The organism is Nocardia colli (genome assembly GCF_008704205.1).
Taxonomy (GTDB): Bacteria; Actinomycetota; Actinomycetes; order Mycobacteriales; family Mycobacteriaceae; genus Nocardia; species Nocardia colli.
The window spans coordinates 640,832-659,771 of sequence record NZ_VXLC01000001.1; the positions used below are offsets into that span (position 1 = coordinate 640,832).

Annotated in this window: 16 protein-coding genes; 8 read left to right on the forward strand and 8 right to left on the reverse strand. The window is 68.4% G+C overall.

The window, feature by feature from the left end:
* The first annotated feature begins 46 nt into the window (after positions 1-46).
* Entirely contained in the window at positions 47-799 is a 753-nt protein-coding gene (locus F3087_RS03125; RefSeq protein WP_191093745.1) for an HD domain-containing protein, read from the forward strand.
* 108 nt (positions 800-907) lie between these two features.
* On the opposite strand, the gene F3087_RS03130 is transcribed toward F3087_RS03125, so the two are convergent.
* The 6 genes from F3087_RS03130 to F3087_RS03155 form a co-directional block, all read right to left on the reverse strand.
* Entirely contained in the window at positions 908-1,333 is a 426-nt protein-coding gene (locus tag F3087_RS03130; RefSeq protein ID WP_150400228.1) for a cytotoxic translational repressor of toxin-antitoxin stability system, read from the reverse strand.
* Positions 1,330-1,746, reverse strand: coding sequence for a prevent-host-death protein (locus F3087_RS03135; protein ID WP_150400229.1), 417 nt, complete (start codon positions 1,744-1,746; stop codon positions 1,330-1,332). The genes F3087_RS03130 and F3087_RS03135 overlap by 4 nt, the downstream gene beginning before the upstream one ends.
* A 328-nt stretch (positions 1,747-2,074) precedes the next feature.
* Positions 2,075-3,907 carry a phosphoenolpyruvate carboxykinase (GTP) gene (locus F3087_RS03140; protein ID WP_150400230.1) on the reverse strand — a complete coding sequence of 611 codons (1,833 nt, stop codon included), beginning with the start codon at positions 3,905-3,907 and terminating at the stop codon, positions 2,075-2,077.
* Positions 3,908-4,156: 249 nt separating this feature from the next.
* Positions 4,157-5,743 carry a hypothetical protein gene (locus F3087_RS03145; RefSeq protein WP_150400231.1) on the reverse strand — a complete coding sequence of 529 codons (1,587 nt, stop codon included), beginning with the start codon at positions 5,741-5,743 and terminating at the stop codon, positions 4,157-4,159.
* Complete coding sequence (locus tag F3087_RS03150) at positions 5,730-6,863, reverse strand: hypothetical protein (RefSeq protein ID WP_150400232.1); 1,134 nt, start codon at positions 6,861-6,863, stop codon at positions 5,730-5,732. Before F3087_RS03150 ends, F3087_RS03145 begins: the two co-directional genes overlap by 14 nt.
* Positions 6,864-6,925: 62 nt before the next feature.
* Positions 6,926-7,708: an SDR family oxidoreductase gene (locus F3087_RS03155; protein ID WP_150400233.1), complete on the reverse strand. Its 783-nt coding sequence runs from the start codon at positions 7,706-7,708 to the stop codon at positions 6,926-6,928.
* A gap of 152 nt (positions 7,709-7,860) precedes the next feature.
* Here F3087_RS03155 and F3087_RS03160 point away from each other — a divergent pair, with 152 nt between their 5' ends.
* Genes F3087_RS03160 through F3087_RS03175 form a run of 4 tightly spaced genes read left to right on the forward strand, consistent with a single transcriptional unit; the run spans position 7,861 to position 13,824 of the window.
* The gene (locus F3087_RS03160) at positions 7,861-9,204 is read left to right on the forward strand and encodes a lipase family protein (protein ID WP_150400234.1); all 1,344 of its coding nucleotides are present in this window, start codon (positions 7,861-7,863) and stop codon (positions 9,202-9,204) included.
* Positions 9,205-9,262: 58 nt separating this feature from the next.
* A complete protein-coding gene (trmB, locus tag F3087_RS03165) occupies positions 9,263-10,075 on the forward strand; it encodes a tRNA (guanosine(46)-N7)-methyltransferase TrmB (RefSeq protein WP_150400235.1) in 813 nt (270 codons plus the stop codon).
* Positions 10,072-10,800, forward strand: coding sequence for an NYN domain-containing protein (locus F3087_RS03170; protein ID WP_191093746.1), 729 nt, complete (start codon positions 10,072-10,074; stop codon positions 10,798-10,800). The genes trmB and F3087_RS03170 overlap by 4 nt, the downstream gene beginning before the upstream one ends.
* Positions 10,801-13,824, forward strand: coding sequence for an MMPL family transporter (locus tag F3087_RS03175; protein WP_150400237.1), 3,024 nt, complete (start codon positions 10,801-10,803; stop codon positions 13,822-13,824).
* Positions 13,825-13,836: 12 nt separating this feature from the next.
* Here F3087_RS03175 and F3087_RS03180 read toward each other — a convergent pair whose 3' ends face one another.
* Positions 13,837-15,885, reverse strand: coding sequence for a DUF2339 domain-containing protein (locus F3087_RS03180; protein WP_263407192.1), 2,049 nt, complete (start codon positions 15,883-15,885; stop codon positions 13,837-13,839).
* Positions 15,886-16,142: 257 nt separating this feature from the next.
* On the opposite strand from F3087_RS03180, the gene F3087_RS03185 reads away from it, so the two are divergent.
* Complete coding sequence (locus F3087_RS03185; RefSeq protein ID WP_150400238.1) at positions 16,143-16,337, forward strand: type II toxin-antitoxin system VapB family antitoxin; 195 nt, start codon at positions 16,143-16,145, stop codon at positions 16,335-16,337.
* Positions 16,327-16,746 carry a PIN domain nuclease gene (locus F3087_RS03190; protein ID WP_150400239.1) on the forward strand — a complete coding sequence of 140 codons (420 nt, stop codon included), beginning with the start codon at positions 16,327-16,329 and terminating at the stop codon, positions 16,744-16,746. The genes F3087_RS03185 and F3087_RS03190 overlap by 11 nt, the downstream gene beginning before the upstream one ends.
* Before the next feature lie 252 nt (positions 16,747-16,998).
* Here the strand turns inward: F3087_RS03190 and F3087_RS03195 are convergent, their stop codons facing one another.
* Entirely contained in the window at positions 16,999-17,457 is a 459-nt protein-coding gene (locus F3087_RS03195) for a hypothetical protein (protein WP_150400240.1), read from the reverse strand.
* A gap of 283 nt (positions 17,458-17,740) precedes the next feature.
* On the opposite strand from F3087_RS03195, the gene F3087_RS03200 reads away from it, so the two are divergent.
* Positions 17,741-18,931, forward strand: a complete 1,191-nt coding sequence (locus F3087_RS03200; RefSeq protein ID WP_150400241.1) for a helix-turn-helix domain-containing protein — start codon at positions 17,741-17,743, stop codon at positions 18,929-18,931.
* The last annotated feature ends 9 nt before the right edge of the window (positions 18,932-18,940 follow it).

Consider the following 18,940-nt stretch of genomic DNA (forward strand, 5'->3'; position numbering starts at 1 on the left):
TCGCGCTTGACTGGACTCGATTCATGAGCGAGCGAGAGGACTCCGGATGACCACCGGCATCGATCTGGACTGGGCAACCAGAACAAGCGGCGCGCTCTCGAGCAAACAGCGCAGGCAACTCATGGCCACCGTCACCCGCTCCCTCCCCGCCCTGCTCGCCGACCGCGCCCGCCTCGCCGCCGGTCGCCGCGGCGCGGGCCGCCTGGACCTCGCCGGCCTCCGCCTCCCCGATTCCACCCTCGCCCGAGCCGCGGAAACCGAAGCGCACGAATCACTGTCGATCCACGTGCTCGCCCACTCCTACCGCACCTACTTCTTCGGCCGAGTCCTCGCCGACCTCGACGGCGCCTGCTACGACGACGAACTGGTCTACGTCTCCTGCCTACTGCACGACCTCAATCTCGAACACCCCACTCCCGGAAGCTGTTTCGCCGTCACCGGCGCCGAACGAGCCGCCCGCTTCGTCTCCGCCGCCGGCGCCACCCCCGACCGAACCCAGGCCATCGCCACCGCCATCACCACCCACATAACCCCCGGCAACGGCAACGACGACCTCAGCATCCCCGGCCGCTTCATCTACGCCGGCGCCTCCGCCGACGTAATCGGCGCCCGCATAAGCGAACTCGACCCCACCTGGGTAAACGAGTTGCTGGAACTCCACCCCCGCCACAACTTCACCAAGCACATGATCACCGCCATGACCAACGAAGCCAAAGCAATGCCCCAAGGCCGAACCCGCTGGCTGAACACCCACACCGGCCTACTCCAACTAATCCGCTTCGCACCATTCGCTGAATAGGGCTTCCCCTTCGGGACTTACACCTTCTAGGCTGGGACCCCCAGTCCATTGCGCATTCCGACACAACAGTCGAGATACTCAATTATTTAGCCCGGCAACCTATTTCGATCAGGAGCCTTCGGTCCAGAACTGTTGGAGGCGGGCGATTGCCTCGGCTCGGGTCATCGCCGCAATCTCGTTCTCCGCAAGACCTGCACGGCTGATAAGCAAATGAACGAGGTCGGCAGGTAGTGATTCCCCGCGTACCTCAGGAATTCCGCGATCAGGAAGACGGCCGTCCAGCACACATTGCCAGAAGGATTCTTCGACTACCGCCAACTGATCGCGCAGGATGTGCGCCCATATGGCGGAGCCGTAAGTGGTGCGGTTTACCGGATGCGAGACCCTCGTTCGCAGAGTTCGCCCGTCGGGCAGCCCGAATTCATAAGTGACATGGTGGGTTCCGGTCCGGCCGCGCGCATCCCGAACCCGCGCCCAACCCTCGACCTTGCAGAACTGTTCATGCCGCTCGCGAGTCGGCTGCGGCCAGCTCACTTGACCGCCCCGACCAGCCAATCACGAAGCTGGACATCATCACTGAGCGCGATCAGCTGCACCAAGCCCCAGTTTTCGCGATGGTTCGGGGCATTCCGCAGCCGACTCTGCCAGTCCTCGGCGTATTCGCGGAGCGCGACGATCATCTCCTCGACGGCCTCGTCGAATGTCTCGCCGTCAGCAGCAATCGGTAGGCCCGGTAGAAACACCGACCACGCACCGTCTTCGGCCACTACCTCGGCCCCCGCGGGGCACAGCTTGGCGAGGGCGTAACGCAGCCGCTCCGCATCCACGACTGCCGCGTACCCGGCATCCCGGCGTACCGTCGCCACCCGGCCCTGACCGGCGGCATCCAGCAGATCCTTCAGATGCGCGCGGGCTTCGGTGTAGCTGTCGTAGTGGATAGCGGTCATCGGGCACCTTCCCATCGGTACCACTATCGTCACCCGCCAAGACGAGTACGTCAAGTACTTGATGTACTTCACGTACTCACGGCCGGAACCGGCGCGCCGCGCTGGCCGCGGCGGGACGAGTGGCACATGGATGCAACAAAGTCACAGGAGCCCACTCCGCCATGTGCCACTCGTCGGTGCCCAAAGTTGGCCGTAGGCACAGGGTTCGTATATCCGGTGGGGCACGATTCAAACGGCGGGCGTGCGGCGATCGGCGGAAGTTGTTGGTGGGCAAAAGAAACCGCCCGCATCGTCGGGGGACGGTGCGGGCGGTCGATGGTTCAGGGGGTCAGCCGAGGCGTTCTTTCAGGGCCTCGAATTCGTCGCGGACGCCCGAGGGGAGTTTGTCGCCGACGAATTCGAACCATTCCTCGATGAGCGGGATCTCCTTGCGCCACTCGGCGGCGTCGACCTTGAGCGCCTCGTCGACGTCGTCGGGGTCGACCTTCAAGCCGTCGAGGACGAGGTTGGCGGCGACGGGGACGTTGCCGACCGCGGTGGCGGTGGCCTCGGCCGAACCCTCGACACGGCCGACGATCCACTCCAGCACGCGGGAGTTCTCGCCGAATCCGGGCCACAGGAAGCGGCCGTCGGCGCCGCGCCGGAACCAGTTGACGTAGAAGATCTTCGGCAGCTTGGTCGCGTCGGCGTTCTTGCCGAGGTTGATCCAGTGGTTCAGGTAGTCACCGACGTGGTAGCCCATGAACGGGATCATGGCCATCGGGTCGCGGCGCACGGTGCCGACCTTGCCCTCGGCCGCGGCGGTCTGCTCCGAGGACAAGGTGGCGCCCATGAACACGCCGTGCTGCCAGTCGAAGGACTCGGTGACCAGCGGGATGGTGGTCTTGCGGCGGCCGCCGAACAGGATGGCCGAGATCGGCACGCCCTGCGGGTCGTCCCACTCCGGCGCCAGCGTCGGGCACTGCGACATCGGCGTGCAGTAGCGCGAGTTCGGGTGCGCGGCAAGGGTTTCGGTCTCCCGCAGGAACCAGTCGTTGCCCTTCCAGTCGATCAGGTGATCGGGCTCGCCTTCCAGGCCCTCCCACCACACGTCGTTGTTGTCGGTCTGCGCGACGTTGGTGTAGACGGTGTTGCCCGCCTCCATGGTGGCCATGGCATTCGGGTTGGAGCTGTGGTTGGTGCCGGGCGCGACGCCGAAGAAACCGTACTCCGGGTTCACCGCGTAGAGCTGGCCGTCCTTGCCGAACCGCATCCAGGCGATGTCGTCGCCGAGGGTCTCGGCGCGCCAGCCGGGGACGGTCGGCTGGATCATCGCGAGGTTGGTCTTGCCGCAGGCGCTGGGGAACGCGGCGGCGATGTAGTAGGCCTTGTTCTCCGGGGAGATCAGCTTGAGGATCAGCATGTGCTCGGCCAGCCAGCCCTCGTCGTGCGCCATGGCCGAGGCGATGCGCAGCGAGTAGCACTTCTTGCCGAGCAGCGCGTTGCCGCCGTAGCCGGAGCCGTAGCTCCAGATCTCGCGATCCTCCGGGAAGTGGGTGATGTACTTGGTGTCGTTGCACGGCCACGGCACATCGGCTTCGCCCTCGGCCAGCGGCGCGCCGACGGAGTGCAGCGCCTTCACGAACGGGCGATCGGTGCCGAGCTTCTCCAGCGCGGCCTTGCCCATCCGGGTCATCACGCGCATCGACACGACGACGTATTCGGAGTCGGTGAGCTCGACGCCGAGCTTGGGGTCCTCGGCGCCGAGCGGGCCCATGCAGAACGGCACCACGTACAGGGTGCGGCCCTTCATCGAACCGCGGTACAGCTCGGTCATGGTGGCGCGCATCTCGGCGGGGTCGACCCAGTTGTTGGTCGGGCCTGCGTCGGCCTCGCTCTTGGAACAGATGTAGGTGCGCGACTCCACCCGGGCCACATCGGACGGATCGGAGAGCGCGAGGAAGGAATTGGGCTTCTTCTTCGGATCGAGCTGCTTGAAGGTGCCCGCATCGACCAGCTGAGCGGTCAGGCGGTCCCATTCTTCGTCGGACCCGTCGGCCCAGACCACTCGCTCCGGCTGAGTGAGTTCGGCGACTTCCTGTACCCAGGCGAGTAGTTCGCTGTGTTCGGTCGGCTGTTTACCGTCGGATCCACGAAGACCAGGAATGGTCGCTGAAGTCATGAAAACTCTCCTGAGATGGGCGGTCCCTACGATGCGTCGCCGCCTGGCCCCAAGGCCCGTTGACCAGCGCGAACACACCGAGCGCCACCATTGGCGGGAAGGCACCCGCTACGACCAGTCGAAAGCGCGCCCCGGCTGGACGGCGGACGAGGACTTAGCGGACGCCCAAGTTCCTGATTAGAGGTTAACGCGGTGTGACGACCGGTACTGAATCGGGTTCGTCACTATGTACCCATTCTTATGAGTTAATCAACCCGTGATCCAACGATCGAGGATCGCGATATCCCGTTCGCATGCCGCCAGCTGCCCCGGTTGTTCGGCGACCATCCGCCGTAAACGGGCTTCGAGTTCGGCTACTCGGCGATCGGTTTCGACCATTCGGGTCGTACTCACCTGCACGACCCGATCGGCCAGCACCGTCTCAGTTTCCACGAGCGCGGTCGCCACCCGCTGCTCGAGCTGGGCTTTTACATTGATCAGCGCGTCGGACACCCACTGGCGCACGTGCGCGCGATCGGCCAGTTGCCCGCGCGCCCGGACCACCCAGCCGGCCGCGCCCGCGCCGAGCAGCAGGGTTACCGGCACGCTCGCGAAATCCAGCGCGGGCACCAGCGAAAGTGGCGAAACCAACAGCCGGCCGAGGCCGACACCCGCCGACGCGCCGAGCGCGATCATGAGGTGATCTTCGACACCACGGTGGCGCGGATCGGGGTCGGGCCCGACCCGGGGCGCGGGGTCGCGGCGGCGCAGCGGCTGGCTGTTTCCGGGCGCGGTGACGCCGTCGATGTGCGCGGTGAGTTCGGCGAGGCGCTGGTCGATGGCGAGATCGACGGCGCCGGTCAGCTCGGTGGCGGCGTGCTGCAACCGCTCCGGGTAGGTGCCGAGCTCGCTGCGGCGCATGCGGTCGAGGTCGGCGCGGGTCGCGGTGTGCAGCGCCCGGATCCGGGCACCCACCTCGGTCATCAGGTCGACCCGGGCCAGGTGCAGCTGGCCGCGCAGGGTGGACATGGCGGTGGCCCGGCCGCCGTCGCGGCCGGCCAGCAGCACGGCGCGCTCCTCGCGCAGCCTGGCCGTTTCGGTGCCGGAGTGCAGCGCGGTCACCTGTTCGGTGACCCGCTGCCGGGTATCGGCGAGCACGCGTGCGGTGACCGCCGCGAGCCGGCCGCCGCCCTCGGCTTCCGCGCCCACCGCGGCGGCGGTCAGGGCCGCGTGCAGCGCACCGAGCCCGGACCGGTCCAGCAGACCCGCGTCGCCCGCGGTGCGCGCCGCCGCCGCGAGCCGCGCGGACACCGGCATGACGTCCAGCTCGACCGCGCCCTGTGCGGCGAGCAGTTCCAGGTTGCGCGCCCGCACCGAGCGCCAATCCTGATAGGCGTGAATGCCGTTCATGGCGAGCAGGATCCGGGTGCCGTCCGAGCGCAGCCGGTGCACGATGCGCAGGGTGTCGGCGCCGATGGTGGTCCCGGCGTCCACCAGGATCAGCGCGACCGGTGACGGCGCGTTACCCGACGGTGAGGTGGTCTCCACCGCGGCGTTCGCGTCGGCCACCGGGTCCGCGAGGCCGATCCGCGGCTCGAACCTGGCCAGCTCGGTGCGCAGCAGGGTGGTGTTGGCATCGGCGGGCCCGATCAACGTCACCGCACCGGCCGCACCCGCGCCCTGCACCGCGCGCAGCAGCGCGATTCCTTGCGGATTCCACCGTGCGACAACGGCTTCCACCTCCGGCGGCGGACCGGCGGAGCGATCGGCGGTGCCGGGCGGGACCGCGTCGGCGGGCAGCTCGAGCGGTCGGTCCGCCCCGACCGGCGGGCCGGGCGGGGAGTCAGAGCCCGGCACTGCTCATCCGTTCCCATAGTCGGATGTAGCCGTTGTGCACGCGCAGCGCGGCCCGGCGGGCGGTGGGTGGCATGTCGCTGGAGACCACGGCGCGCCAGCGGGCGGCGCGGGCCATCGCGTCGTCGGCGTCGGCCGGCGCGGGGGCCGGGTAGCCGGCCGCGAGATGCGCGACGGCGGGATGCGCCAGCCCCGCGCACAACCCGAGCCAGCGAGCGTCGTCGCCGAATAGATAGGCCTCCAAGTTATCTCGGGCCGTACTACCCTCCTCCGGAACCGCGCGCGCCGCGAGCCGGGTGAGCTCGTCGAGGAGTTCGCCGCCGCGCAACGCGGAGACCTGCTCGTAGCGGCGATGCAGCAGCTGATGCAACGCGTCGATTCCGCTGGCGGCGTGCAGGATTTGCAGCAACGTCTGCGGGGCGAGCTCCGGGTCGTGGGCGAGCGCGGCCAGCGCGCAGGTCACGCCGTACAGGTCCCAGCGCTGCAACAGCTGTTCACGACCGGCCAGGTCCGGGCCGGGGCCGACGAACAGATCCGGCGAAAGCATCAGCGCGGCATCGGTATTCGCGGCCAGCCTGCGCAACGAGGCGAGATCCGCGTCGGTCAGCGCGCCCGCACGGGTGCGCATGGCCAGCGAGGCGACCACCGGAAGCACGGCGGTGCCGACCTCCCGGCCGTACTGGTCGGCGGCGGCGACCGCGTCGGCCCAGCGCGCGCCGATCGCGTCGGCCTTGTTCAACACCACGATGGTGCGCTCCGGCGGCAGCGTGGCGAGCACCCGGCGATCGGCGGGCGAGGGCGCGGCGGACAGCACGTAGATGACGATGTCCGCGTCGAACTCCGGATCGGGCATGTCCGGCTCGTCGACCGGACCGGTCTCCACCGCCGACATCAGCGCGAGCGCCTGCGACACCGTCGTGCGCCCCGCGTGCGCGCGGCCCATCACCTGGATCCGTGGCGGCGTGCGCCAAGCGCTGACGGCATTACCCGCGGCATAGCCGATCTGCTTGTCCCGCCCCGTCCCGAACCGCAGGTCGGCGAGCAGCCGGTCGAGCTGGTCGTGTTCGCGCGCGGGGACCCCGCGTTCGCGCAGCGGCCCGTCGGACTCGGTGGCTGTCGGCATGTTGCACCCCCTTTACGGTGCGCAATTCTTGCAGAAGACGCGCCGCGGGAGGTGGCGACCGGTCAGGTACCGCTGAAGTATTTGTTGACCGTGCGCACGGCCCAGTTCGGCGCGTACTTGGCGGCGGCCGCCAGCGCCTTCGCCTGGGCGCCGATCTCGTAGTGCACCCGCGGCAGCCGGCCACGCTTGCGCGTCGCGTCCCAGATGCCCGCGGCGACGTCCTCGGCGGTGAGCCGCACGCCGAGCGACTTGGTCGTCCCGGTCTGCACGCCGTCGACCATCGCGGTGTCGACGAACAGCGGCCAGATGGCGATCACCCGGATGTCGTGCTGTTCCCATTCGAGATCCAGTGCCTCCGTGAGGCTTTTGACCGCGGCCTTGCTCGCGCCGTAGCTGGCGAGCTCGGGCTGGCCGTAGATCGCCGAGGCCGAGCACAGGTTCACCACCTGGGCGCCGGGGGTGTCGCGCAGATAGCTGAACGCGGCGTGCGTGCCGGTGAGCACGCCGCCCAGGTTGACGTCGATGATCGCCTGATGCGCGGGCAGCGTGATGGCTTCGAACGGGCCGGCACGCAGGATGCCCGCGTTGTTGATCAGGATGTCCAGCCGCCCGGCCGCGGCGTGGAACTCGGCGAGCCGCTCCGCCCACTGGGTGGCGTTGGTCACATCGAGGACAGCGGTGTGCACGCTGCCACCCGCGCCGGTGATCTCGGCCGCGAGCCTGGTCAGCCCGACTTCGTCGATGTCGAAGGCGCCGACGTGGTAGCCCTGCGCAGCGAAAAGCAGGGCCGTCGCCTGGCCGATTCCGGCCGCGGCACCGGTGATGAACACTGACGGTCTGCCCATACCGCGCAGTCTAGTGCGGCGGAGGCGGATCGAGCGGGCTTCCCAGACCCGCTACCGGTCATTTACCCTGCATTCAAGTGGTCGGCGCCATAGTTGGTGCGCAACTTTGCTTTTCGAATACGGCAACCGACCTCATTGATGAGGAGGTCGCGATGACTGCTGATGTCATCGGCACTGCCGATACGGAGCCCGTCCTAGCCGACGGGAAACCGCTGCTGCCGAGTAACGACCCGTTCCATCGCCCGCCCAAGGGGTTCGCGGCCAAGCCGCCCGGCACCATCCTGCGCAGCCGCAAGATCGAGCTCGCATTGTTCGGCGTTGTGCCGCAGCAGGTCTCGGCCTGGCAGCTGCTCTACCGCAGCTGCGACATGCACGGGACGCCGGAGGCGGCGATCACCACGGTGCTGCTGCCGGCGGACGCCGACCCGCGAGAAGACCGGCCGCTGTTGGCCTTTCAGACCGCGATGGACGCGGTCACCGAGAAATGCTCTCCTTCTTATGCTTTGCGCTACGGCGCCCGCGCGCTCGGCTCGGTCACCCAGTTCGAGTGGCTGCTCGTCGCGAACGCGCTGCGCCGCGGCTGGGCGGTGAGCATCGCCGATCACGAGGGCCCGCGCGGAAACTTCGGTGCGCCACGCGAACCCGGCTATCGCGCGCTCGACGGCGTGCGGGCGGCGCAGCGGTTCACCCCGCTCGGCCTCGGCCCGCACACCCGGGTGGCGGTGTGGGGTTACTCCGGCGGCGGCATGGCCAGCGCCTGGATGGTCGAGATGGCGCCGGCCTACGCGCCGGAACTCGACATCGTGGGCGCGGTGCTCGGCGCCCCGGTCGGTGATCCCGGCCAGGTCTTCGCCCGATTGAACGGCACCAGCTACGCGGGCCTGCCCGCCATCGTGATCGCGGCGCTGCGCCGGCTCTACCCGGTGCTCGGCGCGATGCTGCAGAACGAACTCACCCTGGACGGCCGCCGATTCGTCGCCAGGGCGGAGACCGCGACGCCGTTCGGCGCCATCTTCGGCCTGGCCGGCAAGCGGATGGACGACTTCCTGAGCCGCCCGCTCGACGAGGTGATCGCGACGCCGGAATTCCAGGCCATGTTCGACGATCTGCGCCTCGGCAATTCGACGCCGGCCTGCCCGCTGCTGGTGGTGCAGCCGATTCACGACCAGGTCATCCACCTGGACGGCATCGACGGACAGGTCGAGCGCTACCGCCGCGGCGGCGCGCACGTGACCTATGTGCGCGACCGGCTGAGCGAGCATTTCTCGCTGCTGCCGCTGGCCACCCCGATCAGCCTGGAGTGGCTGGCGGACCGGCTGGCCGGGCAACCGGTGAGCGATGCGGGCGACCGCACCGTGTGGTCCGTCGCCGCGTCGCTGACCGGCGCCCGCGGCCTCTACGAGATGATGGTGACCGCGGCCAAGGTGGCGCTCGGCCGCCCGCTCCGGCAGGAGAGCGCGCCGGTGGCCAGGATCGACCGCGCACGCGCCGCCTGACCTCCCGTTGGACGGCAAGCAACAGTCGATTGCCGCACCACTGCGCCGATGCTGGACAATGGACGCCGTGAACGACGCCGCGAACAATACTGCCGAGTCAGTTCCGGGCCCGCCGTCCACAGGTTCGGCCCGGACCGAGCGTGAGCCCCGGAACAAAACCGGCTCTCGCCTCTACCCACGTGTAACCAGCTTCCGGTCGCGCCGGGGAGCGCTGACCGCGACCCAGCAGCAATCGTGGGCCCGGATGTGGCCGGTGATCGGCCGCGAGGTCGCCGACGAACCGCTGGACGCCGCCGCCTGGTTCGGCCGGGAAGCTCCCCTGGTCGTCGAAATCGGCTGTGGCACCGGCACAGCCACCGCCGCGATGGCACAGGCCGAACCGCACCTGAACCTGATCGGCATCGAGGTGTACCGGCCCGGCCTCGCCCAGCTGGTGCAGCGCATCGAGCGCGAGCAGATCGACAACATTCGGCTGCTGCGCGGCGACGCCGTCGACGTGCTGGAAAATATGGTTGCTGCCGAATCGCTGACCGGTGTCCGCGTCTTCTTTCCGGATCCGTGGCCGAAGGCGCGACATCACAAACGACGCCTGTTGCAGCCCGCGACTTTTGCGTTGATCGCCAATCGACTAAAACCGGGCGGTGTGTTGCATGTCGCGACGGACCACGCGGACTACGCGGAACACATTGCCGCGGTAGGCGCGGAAGAACCGCTGCTCAAAGGCCTGAATGAGGCCGCGGGCGGGGTCAGTGCGGACCATCGGGACAGCGCTCCGATCGGTTTCGAAAGGCCCGTCACGAAATTCGAAGGTAAGGCACATCGTGCCGGTAGCGCCATTACTGAGCTCATATGGGGGAAGATCGAATTATGAGTGTCAGTGAGATGGCCCACGAGGTGGTCGATGTTGCCGGGGAGGTGCAGGGAACCGGAGCCGAAGGTCTGGGTGGCGCGACGCCGGACGTGCGCCGGGTCCTGCTGGTGTGGGACGCCCCGAACCTCGACATGGGCCTCGGGGCCATTCTCGGCGGTCGGCCGACGGCGGCCTACCGGCCCCGGTTCGACGCGCTCGGCCGCTGGCTGCTGGCCCGCACGGCCGAGCTGTCGGTCGGCAGCGTGCACCGGGTCGAACCGGAAGCGACCGTGTTCACCAACATCGCGCCCGGCACGGCCGACGTGGTGCGGCCATGGGTCGAGGCGCTGCGCAACGTCGGCTACGCGGTGTTCGCGAAGCCGAAGATCGACGAGGATTCCGACGTCGACGCGGACATGCTCGCGCACATCGAACTGCGCAGCCGCGGCGCCGGACTGGCCGGCATCATGGTCGCCTCGGCCGACGGCCAGGCGTTCCGTGAGCCGCTGGAGGAACTTGCCGCCAGCGGAATCCCTTGTCAGGTACTCGGCTTCCGCGAGCACGCGAGTTGGGCCGTCACATCCGATACCCTCGAGTTCATCGATCTCGAGGACATCCCGGGCGTATTCCGTGAACCGCTGCCCAGGGTCAGCCTCGACTCGCTGCCCGACGAGGGCGCCTGGCTGCAGCCGTTCCGGCCGCTCACGGCGCTGCTCACCTCTCGCCCAGCGCAAGGAGTCGCTTAAGTGTTCACACGCTGGGGCGATCTGGTCTACAAGCTGCGCTTCGGCGTCATCGGCATCGTGGCGGCCGCGCTCTTAGCGCTGGGCGGGTACGGCCTCGGTTTGGGAGACCACCTCAGCTCCAGCGGGTGGGACGATCCGACGTCGGAGTCCTCGCGGGGCGCGCAGATCGCCGACGGCGCCTTCGGGCGCGACCACAACAGCGACGTCATCGTGCTGTACACCGCGCCGGACGGTAAGACGATCGATGATCCGGATTTCCGGGACAAGGTCGTCGGCAGCCTGAACCGGCTGCCGCGCGAGTACCCGGAGATCTCCCAGGTCAACGGCGCCTACTGGAAGACCGAAACCGGCCAGGCGGTGCCGCAGACGTTCGGCTCCAAGGACAAGAAGTACACGTTCGCCTCGATTGCCATCAAGGGCAACAACGACACCGAGATGCTGAACAACTTCCGGAAAGTGAAGGACGTCTTCACCATTCCGGGAGTGGACGTGCAGGTCGCCGGCCTGCAAGCGGTGGCGGGCACGCTGAACGACACCATGGCCGAGGATCAGCACCGGATGGAGATCCTGGCCATCCCCGCGGTCGCGGTGTTGCTGTTCTTCATCTTCGGCGGCCTGGTCGCGGCCGGGCTGCCGCTGATCGTCGGCGGTCTCACGGTGATCGGCGCCCAGGGCATCGTGCTGTTCATCACCCGATTCACCGAGGTGAATTCGTTCGTCGCGCCGGTGGTCTCGATGATCGGCCTCGGTCTGGCGATCGACTACGGCCTGTTCATCGTGAGCAGATTCCGGGAGGAGCTCGCCGAGGGGTACAGCACCCCCGCCGCGGTGCGCCGATCGGTGATGACCGCGGGCCGCACCGTCGTGTTCTCCGCGACCATGATCATCGCCAGCCTCGGCGGCATGCTGCTGTTCCCGCAGGGCTTCCTGAAATCGATCGCCTACGGGTCCATCGCCACCGTCTCGCTGGCGGCGCTCACCTCGATCACCATCCTGCCCGCGATGCTCGGCGTGCTCGGTCCGCGCGTGGACATGTTCGGGTTCAAGCGATTCCGCAAGACCAAGACCGCCGACGAGGTGGAGAACGGGTTCTGGGGCAAGTCCACCCGCTGGGTGATGCAGCATCCGCTCAAGATCGCGATCCCGATCTGCATCCTGTTGCTGCTGTTGATCATTCCGGTGAAGAACCTGGCGTTCGGCGGCATCAACGAGCGCTATCTGCCGCCGGACAACTCGACCCGGCTCGCGCAGGCGAAGTTCGACTCGATCTTCCCGCTGCGCAAATCCGATCCGATCCAGCTGGTGTTCGTCTCGGACAGCAGCACCGACGTCGGCAAGGCGTGGGCCGAGGCCAAGCAGGCGCCCGGTCTCAACGGCACCTTCGACGTGCCGTCCCGCTCCAACACGAACAACCAGGTCTATCGCACCAGCGCGACCCTCGCCGACTCCGAGGACGCCGATCCGACCATCGAGTATCTGCGCTCGATCGACGTGCCCGACGGCGTGACCATGTACGTCGGCGGGCAGCCGGTGATCCAGAAGGACAGCATCGACGCGCTGCTGCACCGGATGCCGTTGATGATCGGGCTCGTCCTGCTGGTCACCACGCTGCTGATGTTCCTGACCTTCGGCTCGCTGGTGCTGCCGATCAAGGCCGCGCTGATGAGCGCGCTCGGATTGGGTTCCACGCTCGGCATTTTGACCTGGATCTTCGTCGACGGGCACGGGGCCGGGCTGCTGAACTTCACCCCGCAGCCGATCATGTCGCCGGTGCTGGTGCTGATCATCGCGGTGATCTACGGCCTGTCCACCGACTACGAGGTCTTCCTGCTGTCCCGCATGGTGGAGGCGCGCACCCAGGGCGCCTCGACCACCGAGGCGGTCCGCATCGGCACCGCGCAGACCGGCCGGATCATCACCGCGGCCGCGCTCATCCTGCTCGTGGTCACCGGCGCGTTCGCGTTCTCGGATCTGGTGATGATGCAGTACCTGGCGTACGGCATGATCGCCGCGCTGTTCATCGACGCCACCATCCTGCGCATGCTGCTGGTGCCGGCGACGATGAAGCTGCTCGGCGACGACTGCTGGTGGGCGCCCGCCTGGATGAAGAAGATCCAGCAGAAGATCGGGCTCGGCGAGCCGATCCTGGACGACGAACGCCCCGGCGGCGGCGAGGTGGTCGACCTGGTCAAGACCACGCCGATCACCGACCCGGTCACCATGCAGATCCCCGCCATCGACAACGGCAATCGGCCGCGCAAGCCGCGCCGCCCGCGCACGGTGGAGGAGATCGAGGCCGAGGCGCCGACCAAGCATCTCAACAAGGTGCCGCCCGCCGCGCCCAAGCCGCCCGGGACGCAGGCGCCCGCGCCGCTCGATCCGACACGGCAGCGGCCGACGCCGCCGTCGGGTTTCGGATCGGAGCTCAACCTGCCGCGACCGAACGGGCCCTCGGGCACCGGGATTCCGAATGCGCAACCGCCCGTGGTCTTCCCGGCGACCCCACATGATCCCACCGGGCCGCGGCCTACCCCGCCCTCGCTGCCGTTCGACATCGGTACCGCGCGGCCCGAACCGGGATCGTCGTTCTCGGCGTTCGAGTCCCCCGCGGCAAGCTCTTTCGAGCCGCCCGCGCCGCCGGCCTTCGAACCGCCCGCGGCTCCGGCACCTCGACCGGCTCCGTCCGCAGGCACCCGGCGACCCGAGGCCAAGTTCGAGCCGACCCAGCCGACCCCGGCGCTGGCCCCGTTGGACCCGCCCGCGTACACCGAATTCATCGCGCCGCGACAAGATGTTCCGCCCCCGGCGGAACGACCCACGCACCACGCCGCCGCCCCGGAACCGGCTCCCGCGGAACCGGCCGACACCGATCCCGGCGACCCGAACCGCAACAGCATCGAAGACTGGATGGCCGGACTCCGCTCGTCCCGTCGTCCCGGCAAGCCGGACGAGGGCAGGCACTCGAGTGGAGACGGCCGCACCGTCAGCGTCAACGAACTGCTCCGGCGGCGCGACCGGGAGTAGTCCGGCGGCGGGTCACGGAGCCGGTGCTTCGCCGGGTTCCCGTTTGTTCGCGCCCGCCTCGGCGAACGCCCGGGCGTACCGGGTGCCGACGACGAGGAGCAGGACGCCGACGGCAAGGAAGGCGGCGACCCGGACCAGGCCGTCGAGGGTGGCGAGGTCGAACAGGAACAGTTTGGCCAAAGCCGCTGCGGTGACCAGCAATCCGGAGCCGAGGGCGAGTTTGGCGACCCCGGTGGCCTTGCCGATATTGCGCAGTCCGTAGAACAGGGCGGCGGTGGCGCCGGCCATCCACAGGATGGTCGCGGCGCTGTGGCCGATGACGAAGCCGTCGGGCGCGCCGGTCGCGATGCCGATCGAGACGGTCGCGGCGGTCACCGAATACAGACCGGCGATGCTGGCGACGATCCACTGCAGTTCGGCGGTGCTCTGCATGCCCGGCAGCCTGCGCGCGCTCCACACCGCCGTGGCGACCACGGCGAGCGCGAGGACCGCGCCGAGCACCGTCGAGACGCTCAGGTTGTTCGCCGAACGGTGCTGGGAAGCAAGGACATCCGGCCCGGCCACGTTCAGGAAGGCGAACGCGCCGAGGGTCGCGAAGACCGCGCCGATACCGGCCGCGACGCCGGAGCGTCGTTGCCCGGCCACGCCGAGATAGCCCAGGGCCACCAGGAACCACGCGATCGGCAAGGTCCGCGGATCGGTCACCGCGACACAGACTTCGAGCAGCGCGATCGAGCCGGCGACCGCGGCGACCACCGCGGTGTGCGCCGGAATCTTCACGAGCGCAGCCAGTTTCGGAATCAACACGGTCGCGGCCACGGCGAGCAGCACGAGCGCGAAGAGGCCCGCGATCGTCGAAGCGACGGGCCGGTCGACCTGGTACATCCCCGGCGCGGCCAGCAGCGGCACGGTCGCCAGGGCGAACATCAGCGAGGCGGTGATGTCGGCCGGCCTGCGGCGAACCACCAGCACCGTCCCGGCCAGCCCCACCACCGCGACCGCCACGGCGGCGAGCAACAGCAGCGGCCGCTGCGACCAGCCGCCGACGATCGCACCCGCGACGAACAGGAACGTGGCCAGCACCGCGGGCAACGTGCGCACCACATGCAGGAACGGCCAGTCCCGCATCAATTGCACCGGCACACAGGCCAACTGCAACACGATCAGGAAGGCCAGCAGCGCCGGCTCCGTGGTCAAAACCGGCGACAACACCGCCGCCCCGATCACCACCAGCACCGCCAGCGGCTGCGACTGCCACCGCATCGCCAACGCGACACCGATGGCCGCGACGCCGAACGCCACCGCGAACCCGATCACCGGATGCAACCAGTGGTAAATCGAGGTCACCGCAACGACATCCAGATACGCGCCCGCAATACCGGTGGCCGCCAACGCGATCCCGCCGACCCGGCCGCCGACCCGATCGAACACCCGCATTCCGGCCGCGACCAGCGCTGCCGAGAACGCCGCGCCCGCAACCACCCTCGGCACCGGACCGAAGAACCCCGCCTGCGCGGCAAGCACCAGCAGCATCACCACACCGATCAAGGTGACCGCCACCCCGGCCACCGCGAGCAGCCTGCTGATCACCCCGTCCCGCTGCCACCACGGCGTGTGCGGAACCGGCGGCTTCCGCCGCGGCGGAACCGGCGGCCGCATCCCCGGCTGCGGCATCCCTGGCCGCGGAGCCCCTGGCTGCGGCATCGGCATTCCCATCGGCGGCACCGGCCCACGCGGCGGCAGTTGTCCGCCTTGCGCCGCGACATTCGGCGGCATCGGTGCGCCCGGTGGCGGCGCACCCCAGCCGGACATCGGCGGAGCCGGAGCGAACTGCGGTACGTACACCGGAGCCTGCGCCCCCGTCCACGGCGCCTGCGCCGGCGGACCCGCCACCGGAGCCGTGGCTCCTTCAGCCGGAACCGCTTGCGCCCCAGCTGAATCCTCCGCCACCTGATTCCGCAACAACGCCAAATCCCGCCCGAGCGCGCCCATCTGCGCTCCCAGCGCAGAGAACTCCCCCGAGATGCGCGAAATCAGCGCCGGATCGATAGATGTGGTCATAATTCGATGCTGTCCGCCCCACCCCGCCACAGCATGAGTAGTAACCCCCGGTGGCCACCCGATATCTACCCGACTTCAGACACGCACGCCACGCTGACAGCCGGCCGGATCCAAGCAAGACCATCGATCAGCCGATCCACCCCTGCGACGGCGACGAATACACCAGCAGATGGCCTACACAGAGCGTGCTGTCTGCCTGAAATCGACGGGGAGGATATACAATGGGGTGGAAAACGATATCAAACTTGGAGGTGCCGATGACCCGCACCGTGCTCGATATCGATGATGAGCTGTTGGCAGCGGCCGCGGAGATCCTCGGAACATCGAAGAAGGTCGCGACTGTCAACGCAGCCTTGGCTGACGTCGTGCGCCGCCGCAAGCGGGAGCAGTTCGCTTCATGGGTGAAGGCCGGCGGCCTCGTCGACGAGCCGCAAAAGACCAGTGAGCACTGAGCGATACCTCGTCGACAAATCCGCCCTGGCCCGATGGGGTAAGCCGGCCGTAGCGCCCGTCCTGGACGAGTTGTCTGCCCGCGGTACGTTGGCCATCTGCGGTGCCGTCGAATACGAGGTTCTCTACAGCGTGCGTAAATCGGCCGAACTCGAGTTGGTCCGGCAAATGCTACGTGGCTTCAGCTGGCTGACTACACCGGACGAAGTGTGGGATCGAGTCAATGACATCCAAATCGAGCTGATTCGAGCGGGTCGACACCGCGCGCTGTCCTTGGCGGACTTAGTGATTGCCGCCACCGCCGAACGTCACGGCTACACCGTCCTTCACTACGACGGTGACTACGACATCGTCGCCGCAGTCACCGGCCAACCGAGTCAGTGGGTGGTGCAGGCCGGGCTCGCTGACTGAGCCACCAGACTCCACGCGAATCCGAGCCAGTGTCTACGGCAGCGTCCTGATCGGTGCGAAAGATCGTCAAGTCGATGTCAGGTGCACTGCTGGATGCGGCAGCGAAAGCCGCCCGGTCGACAAAGCGACGAGGGCCTCGGGATTGCATCGGCCAATTGTCGACGGGAAAACCCGATAGGCCAAGTGAATTCGTCGACCCGCCGACCGACCCCCGCCCCGGTGAGGCGGGTGGGGGTCGGTCTCGGCGGGTGGTCAGGGGGTGGTGGTTTGGAGAGTGGTCACTTTGTGGACGGCGGTGATCACGGCTTGCCGCGGCGGCATGGCCAGAACGCCGGGGGCGGGTTCGCCGGCCCAGTGCCAGCCGAGAGTGGAGTCGGTGGTGGGCAGCAGGATGTGGTGGCCGCCGGGGACGATGGTGACCTGATGCGCGGCGAGGCAGCGGCGGACCGGGACCTCGACCGGGCGGGCCGGGGTCGGCGGGGTGACGAGGAAGGTCCAGTTGCGCTCGCCGGGGTCGGCGATCACCGGGGCGGTGTGCGTGCGGTCCAGCGTGGCCAGGACCTTGCGGCCCAGGTCGGGCGGCATGACGATGGCCCCGAGGATGGAGCCGGTGGTGACCATCGGACGACCGGCCAGCAGTTGGACCGGCAGGCCGTACAGGTCGCGGAGCAGGTGGGCGATATCGAGGGGAGAGTGACAGCGCTCGAACATGGTTTTTACCCTTCGGCGAGAACAGCGGATCGGATCGCGGAGGTTCTCGTTCGACGGAGCGGGCCGTGCTGCTCGTGTACGCGCTGCAGGTGGCGTGCGGTGACGCCGCGGTAGATGTTCGGCATGATGTTCATTTGCCGCCGCCCTTTGCTATGAAAGTTGCAGAAAGGCAACGGTATTCCATCCAGCAGTAAACGAGTCGTACGTAATGTCCCACTTCGGCCTAGTGCGGTGACTTAGCGTCGTACCCTGAAACCCAGATGTAACAAAAGGAATTGGGTACATGGACGATTCGTCGATCGGCGTTCGGATCCGAATGTTCCGGGGCAAGGCGCTCACCCAGCGTCAGCTCGCGGATCAGGCCGGAGTCAGCGTCGACCTGGTGCGCAAGCTCGAGCAGGGCGGCCGGCAGACGGCCTCGATCGCCAGCTTGCAGAAACTGGCCCGCGCGCTGGATGTGGACATCGCCGACCTGATCGGTAAACGCGCGGGCGTGCCGTCCAGCGATCCGGATTCGGGCATCGTCGCCATCCGCCGCGCGCTGACCCCGGTCGACGATCTGCTCGGCGAGACGAACGAAGAGGCGGCGATCAGCCTCGAGGACGGCCGGCGCGCGGTCGATTACGCGTGGGGCGCGTACTGGGTCGGCCGCTACGAATTGCTCACCGCGATCCTGCCGTCGGGGCTCACGCAGCTGCGGTCCACGGTGCATGCCGCGCGCAACGGCTCGGTCGCGGTGGCGAACGAGCTGCTGGCGCGGATGTACTGGGTGACCGGCTGCACGCTGGTGCATCTCGGCCAGACCGATCCGGCGTTCCTGGCCATCCGGCAGGCGCTGGCCGCGGCGGAGGACGGCAACGACCCGCTGCTGCTCGGCACCATTCGCGGCTCGGTCGCCTGGCAGCTGCTCGTGCAGGGCCGCTACGACGAATCGCGGCGCGTGGCGTTGCGCGCGGCGGCGAGCTTGGAGCCCGCCGGCGAGGTCACCCCGGCGCACCTGTCCTCGTACGGTTCGCTGATGCTGCTCGGCGCGACCGCGGCGGGCCGGGCGCAGAACGTGCCGGAGGCGTTGTCGCTGGTCGAGGCCGCGGGCGAGGTCGCGTTGCGGATCGGCAGCGATCGGCGCGACTACGAAACCTATTTCGGCCCTTCCCAAGTCGTCATGCAGACGGTCGATGTGAACGTGTCCTCCGAGCGGTATCCCGAGGCACTGGCGGCGGCCAAGGCCATGCCGGTCAACGGCGGCCTCCCGCAATCCTCGCGCGCCCGCCACCTCACCGACACCGCCGTCGCGCTGACCCGCACCGGCCAGCATCAGCGCGCGCTCGACACCCTGCTCACCGCCGAACGAGTGGGCGGCCAGGACTGGCTCAAATACCAGTCGCTGCCCCGCCACATCGTCTCCGAGTTGCTCGACCACGACCGCCGAGTCCCGTTGCGCGCCTTCGCCCGTCGCATCGGCGTCAACACCTGACCGGTCTGC